Source organism: Dryocola clanedunensis (assembly GCF_038405435.1).
Classification (GTDB): domain Bacteria; phylum Pseudomonadota; class Gammaproteobacteria; order Enterobacterales; family Enterobacteriaceae; genus Dryocola; species Dryocola clanedunensis_A.
This window is the reverse complement of record NZ_JBBYHZ010000026.1, coordinates 1-5,385: the sequence shown is the minus strand read 5'-3', so window position 1 is coordinate 5,385 and position 5,385 is coordinate 1. Positions and strand designations below refer to the sequence as shown.

Below are 5,385 nucleotides of genomic sequence, written 5' to 3'. Positions count from 1 at the left end.
AGCTCGTCGGCAGAGACCTTGCAGACCGACGCCAGGCCGACAGCCTCAGCAATCAGTGGCATAATCTCGCCGGGATCGCGCCACATACTGACGCGCAGGTTCACGTCGAACATCACGTGCCCGTCTGCCGCGCGCATCCGCCTGGCCCCTTCGAGGCAGGCCCCGCGCGCCGGGCTGTCGGTGAGCCCGATGGAGCTGAAGTAAAACCATTCGCCGGGGCTGAAGACCGGTAAATCCTCAGCGCTGACAAACGTGTGGGCCGCGGGATGGACAAGATGGGTGAAGCTGCGTTCACCGTCCGGGGCCAGGCTGACCATCAGTACCGCGGTGGTGTGTCGGGGATCTATTCGCAGCGCCGACACATCCACCCCATTATCACTGAGCGTCTGCTGCAGAAAATGCCCGGCATCGTCATCACCGAGGCAGCCGATAAAGGCGCAGTTGCCGCCCAGCCGCGCCACGCAGACGGCGACGTTGGCAGACGCGCCGCCGGGACATTTCAGATAGCTGTCTTCCGTTCCGGGCACCAGATCGACGGAGGCATCGCCCGTCACCCAGACTCTGTTTAAGGTATTCATTTGCTCCTCCTCATGCCCGGCGCAGCGCCAGTTCTGCCTGAATATCCCGGTAGCAGGCGTTGTTGATCCGGTATTTTTTCATCAGCAGGCCGATGGCCAGGTGGAACAGGGAGGGGATGATCGTCATCATCAGCGCAATCCCGGTCAGGGAGCCTGCGCTCTGCTGCACATCAGCCTGATAGCCAAAGTGACTTAGCAGGAAGCCCAGCACGCCACCGGCGATCCCCATCCCGAATTTCTGGAAGAACAGGATGCCGCCGAACGCCAGTCCGGAAACCCGCAGCCCGGTTTTCTGTTCGCCGTAGTCCACCGCCTCCGCGATGGATGACCAGAAGACGGGCAGCTGCATATCGCAGAAAAAGTTGATAAGGAAAAAGAAGATAAACGCGGGCATGACATCCTGCTGCCCGACGAAGAAGTACATGGCAATGCTCAGCGCGCAGGTTATCAGCTGGGTGTAGCGGAACATGACGATTTTGTCCCGGAAGCGGGTCACCCATGTCGCGGCGACCATCGCAAGAATGGAGGCCACCACGCCGGTGGTCAGGAAGGGGGAGATCAGGCCGTCGCCACCGCCTAAATAGTATTTGGCATAATAGGTGGCAACCGAGCCCCGGATGACGTAGCCGCACATCATCAGCATGATCACGGCCCCCAGGATCAGCCACTGGTCGTTACGCCGTAAAATGGCGAACTGTTTTCTTATCGTCAGCGAGGGCAGCTCTGGCTCGCAGTACTCCCGGGTGGTCACAAAGCAGAAGATAAACAGCCCGGTCCCCATCACGCCCATTAAGCCCATGGCAAGCTGATACCCCAGCGCCTTATTGCCCTGTCCCAGCCACACCGCCAGGAACGGCACCACAATGGTCACTAAAAAGGCGGCGATTTTGGTCATGACAAAACGGTAGCCGTTGGCGCTCAGCCGTTCGGCGGGGTCATCCGTGATGACGCCAATCAGTGAAATATAAGGGATGGCGATCGCCGTATAGACCAGGGTCATCAGGATATAGGTGAAGTACGCCCAGGCGAGCTTTGCCGTGTAGGCCACATCCGGGGTGGTAAACATCAGATACACCGCGAAGCCAAAGGGCAGGGCGAACCAGAGCAGCCAGGGACGATATCGCCCGTGACGGGTAGTGACTTTATCGGTGAGCATCCCCATGGCCGGGTCGATAATGGCGTCGATCATACGGACCACCATCAGCAGTACGCCCACATCGGCGGCCCGCAGGCCGTAAATATCGGTGTAGAAATAGGCGAGGAGCAACTGCATGGAGATAATCACCACGTTGATGGCCATATCCCCGGCCCCGAAACCAATTTTTTCCATAACAGACAATTTCATATCGTTATCCTTATTGCGTGCAGGCACGCAGCAGAGTCAAAGAAATGATGTAACTGTTTGAAATGATTTAACTATAACAACAGGCTGACCGGCGTATCACCGGGTCTGTGGACAACGGCCCACCGGTCAACAGCCGCGAGGGGAACACGCGGGTGCCCGGAGGACGCGCCCGGCAGGGAAGACGGGAAAGGCGGTCGCCATCCTGTCAGGCAGCGTGGTACGGCGGGGTGTGGCGGTACATTTCGGATGATGGTATGCATAAAGAGCACCTTATTGTATGTAAAGAAAACTACATGATTAATCCTTTGATAAATCTTGCTTTTCAGAAGAGCTGGCGGAGCTACATCTGTTGTGCGTCGTCAGCGCCGTTCTGGGTTTTCGTGGACATGCGTTACGGGCATAGCGGCTGGGCCAGATGGCCGAGGGATGAATATTCAGTGCGTCAGCAATCAGCCATTCACCTTTCGGCCACGGGCGCGTCAGGGCATTCGCCAGCGTTGAAGAGGCCAGCCCCGCCTCCCGTGAAACCCTCGCCAGACTGGTGCCATGCTTGCGCAGCGCGGCAATGATGTCGGCGGGGTGCCAGTCTTTTTTAGCCATTCTGGTTACCTGGAATGTGGATTATGAGTCACGTTCGTGTATGCTAGCACGCTTTTTATGTGACTTATAGTCCGTGGACTAATAGGCAACAAAAATTGATTCTGGTCCTATGGAAAAGACCGGATCAATCAAGAAACTTCTAGGCAACCGAATTAGGGAACTTCGTCGGGAGACGGGGCTGTCTCAGGAAGACTTTGCCGACAAATGTGGTATTGATCGTTCATATATGAGTGGAATTGAGCGCGGGGTACGGAACCCTACACTTGAAATTTTGTGGGCAATATCGGGCGGTCTGGATTTAGATCTTAGCCATCTGTTTATGTTCGAAACAAATACCAAAGAAGAAATAGAAACTACACCTTGTGACTCATAGTCCGTGGTCTGATAGACGTCAACACGTCATCTTTTGTGGATGAAAAATTCATCCAGTATTCAAGCTCTTTTTGGAGCACACCTTAAAAAGCTCAGGTTACAATCAGGCTTATCTCAGGAAGCATTTGCTGACAAGTGTGGCCTCGATCGCACATATGTGAGTGGGATTGAAAGAGGGGTCAGAAATCCTACTCTTGAAGTGATCAGTGTCCTTGCGGCGGGGCTAGAGATTGAAATTAGTAAGCTTTTTGAATTTAGTTAATTGATTTTTAGGTCGTTTAATTATTACCTTTCTTAGTAAGCATACTAACAAAAAGTGATTTAATTCAATTGCTTGCCTGTTAGATTCACTGATGATGCCTCCCGCTAAGGGAGAATGCCATGTCAGAAGACCTGCAATCGAATACGACTCAAGCTTTACCTGACGACAGGGAAGAGCTGTACCTGCTTGTTTGGCTAGAGTCAGCGGAACGTATCGCTTCTCTCTATAACATCAGCACAGAGCAACTGGCAAAGCGATGCGCCGAATTACAGATACCCAGGCCACTTGCCGGTTACTGGAAAGCACTGGCGAAAGGAATGGCACCTGCAGTGCCACCTTTGCCCGCATTGAAAAAAAGCGAAATGATCAAGATCCCGAGGGAAGCTAGAGTAACCCCGTCGTCACCAACAGTCTCATTCCCAAAGCCATGACCTCCAACGACGCAAAAGCAAGCCACGATTACAGGGAATGGCTATGCGTTAATCAATGATCTTAAAACGTATCTCCCTAAGGCCAGTGTGACTGAAGATGGCTACTACAAGCCTGCGAAAAAGAAACTACTGGATCTCAATGTTTCGGGTACAGGGTTTGATAGCGCGATAGATTTCCTGAGTCGGTTCTACGATGCCCTGGGGAAACAGAGCTATCGGGTATCGTTGGGGTAATTTATGGCGACCATATACACCAAGTATTATCTGCGTCGAGGATATGCACTTTGCATTTAACCTTGCCGAAATGACGGAGTATATCCCGGCGAAGAAAGCTAAAAATCGCTATGTTCGGGACGAACAGATGTCGCGGTGGGCTCGTGGAAAAAACAGTGCGCCTTTTCTTCATGTCTCGAAGCACACTATGCCAACCGGTCGGTTTCTGTTGCAGCTTTACTCGCCTTACGAGTCAGCAGACTGGCTGGTACAGTTCCGACAGACAAAACAGTGTGGGTTGATAAGCCAGATCATCAAAGATGATTTCGGCGATACAGGAGGCTGTGCCGCTGATTTCCAAGCAATTAGAAGAAGCCAGAATCAAAGCCGAAGAGTGGCGAATCCGGATGGAACAGGAGCACGCGATATATCTGGAGAAGGAGAGGATCCGCAGGGAGGAGGAAGCGTACTAGGCCAGCCGCGCTGAACTAAACGCGATTATGGCCCAGTGGGCCGAAGATAAACGTCTGGAGCAGTTTTTTCACGAAGCCGAACTGGATGCGGAAAGTCTTGATGAGCAGCAAAAGGCACAGGTAATGGAACGTCTGCAACTTGTCCGGCAGCTCTTGTCTGAGGGGACGGCAATTGAACGCTTGCTTAAGTGGAAAACGCCACAGGAACGGTTAGAGAAGGCGTGTAGTAAATGCGAGTTCTTCGTTTCATGGCAATGCCCCCCTTGATCAAGGATAGCGTTGCATCGACCCATTGAACTCACAGCACTAACCAGTCCATCGCATTTAATTGAATCCATAATAGCATTACAAATCAGCCACTGGAAAAACACCTTTCCGCCACCTTTATCGCCGCCTCCACCTCACTACACCCTGTCTCCTTCATAATCCGCATCCTTTCCGCTTTTTCATGCTTCTCAGTCATACCCAGCGCCAGATACAGGGCTGGGGGCACTACGCGAAACAGTGCTTCCACACGTGGGGAGAAGACCACGCCTTCGGTGTACTGCCCGGGTGATTTCACCGCTGAACGCAACATCAATCGCTGCTCTTCGGTCAGCGCCTTAAACCGGCACACCTGCTCGATCTCTTCCGGTGGCATCACCAGCAGCTCCCACCATTCAATCATATTCAGCAGCTTTTTCGCATCGTCCGGGAAGTCGCTTAAGTTCTGTGTCGCCAGCCACAGCCAGATACCCAGTTTGCGCCACATCTTCGAGCCCTTGGTCAGAAACCGTGCCAGCAGCGGGTTAACGGTGATGATATGTGCCTCGTCGGTAATATTGACGATGGGCCGCGCCAGATGCTGGTCGCGCTCCCCGAGGTTGTTGATATGGTTAATCAGCGAGATATAGCTGATGGCAAGCTGTGCCTCGTAGCCTTCGCGGGAAAAGGTAGCGAGGTCGACCAGCGTGATATCTGCCTCCGGCCACATTCGACCTTCGCGGTTAAACAGTTCACCTTCAAACCCGGCGCAGAACAGGTTCATGGACTCAGCCATTTCATACGCCCGCTGGCGGCGGGCCTCCGGCAGGCTGGCGTCACGGGAAAGCACAAACAGCGCATCGCGGAT

5 protein-coding genes and 2 pseudogenes are annotated in these 5,385 nt (G+C 53.5%); 3 read left to right on the top strand and 4 right to left on the bottom strand.

The window, feature by feature from the left end:
• The 3 genes from AAE045_RS22950 to AAE045_RS22940 all read right to left on the bottom strand — a co-directional run.
• A partial coding sequence (locus tag AAE045_RS22950) for a PfkB family carbohydrate kinase (RefSeq protein WP_455549647.1) occupies nt 1-578 on the bottom strand: 578 nt, incomplete at its 3' end.
• A 10-nt stretch (nt 579-588) separates the two neighbouring features.
• A complete protein-coding gene (locus AAE045_RS22945; protein ID WP_455549646.1) occupies nt 589-1,923 on the bottom strand; it encodes an MFS transporter in 1,335 nt (444 codons plus the stop codon).
• Between the two features lie 297 nt (nt 1,924-2,220).
• Nucleotides 2,221-2,523 carry a helix-turn-helix domain-containing protein gene (locus AAE045_RS22940; protein WP_455549645.1) on the bottom strand — a complete coding sequence of 101 codons (303 nt, stop codon included), beginning with the start codon at nt 2,521-2,523 and terminating at the stop codon, nt 2,221-2,223.
• Nucleotides 2,524-2,632: 109 nt separating this feature from the next.
• Between AAE045_RS22940 and AAE045_RS22935 the strand changes: the two genes are divergently transcribed.
• From AAE045_RS22935 to AAE045_RS22925, 3 genes and pseudogenes are all read left to right on the top strand, one after another.
• Nucleotides 2,633-2,896, top strand: a complete 264-nt coding sequence (locus tag AAE045_RS22935; RefSeq protein ID WP_455549644.1) for a helix-turn-helix domain-containing protein — start codon at nt 2,633-2,635, stop codon at nt 2,894-2,896.
• A 39-nt stretch (nt 2,897-2,935) separates the two neighbouring features.
• Complete coding sequence (locus tag AAE045_RS22930) at nt 2,936-3,157, top strand: helix-turn-helix domain-containing protein (RefSeq protein WP_001805387.1); 222 nt, start codon at nt 2,936-2,938, stop codon at nt 3,155-3,157.
• Between the two features lie 119 nt (nt 3,158-3,276).
• Nucleotides 3,277-4,541 (top strand): annotated as a pseudogene (locus AAE045_RS22925) (hypothetical protein).
• 85 nt (nt 4,542-4,626) lie between these two features.
• On the opposite strand, the pseudogene AAE045_RS22920 reads toward AAE045_RS22925, so the two are convergent.
• A pseudogene (locus tag AAE045_RS22920) lies at nt 4,627-5,385 on the bottom strand (conjugative transfer ATPase); the annotation flags it as partial.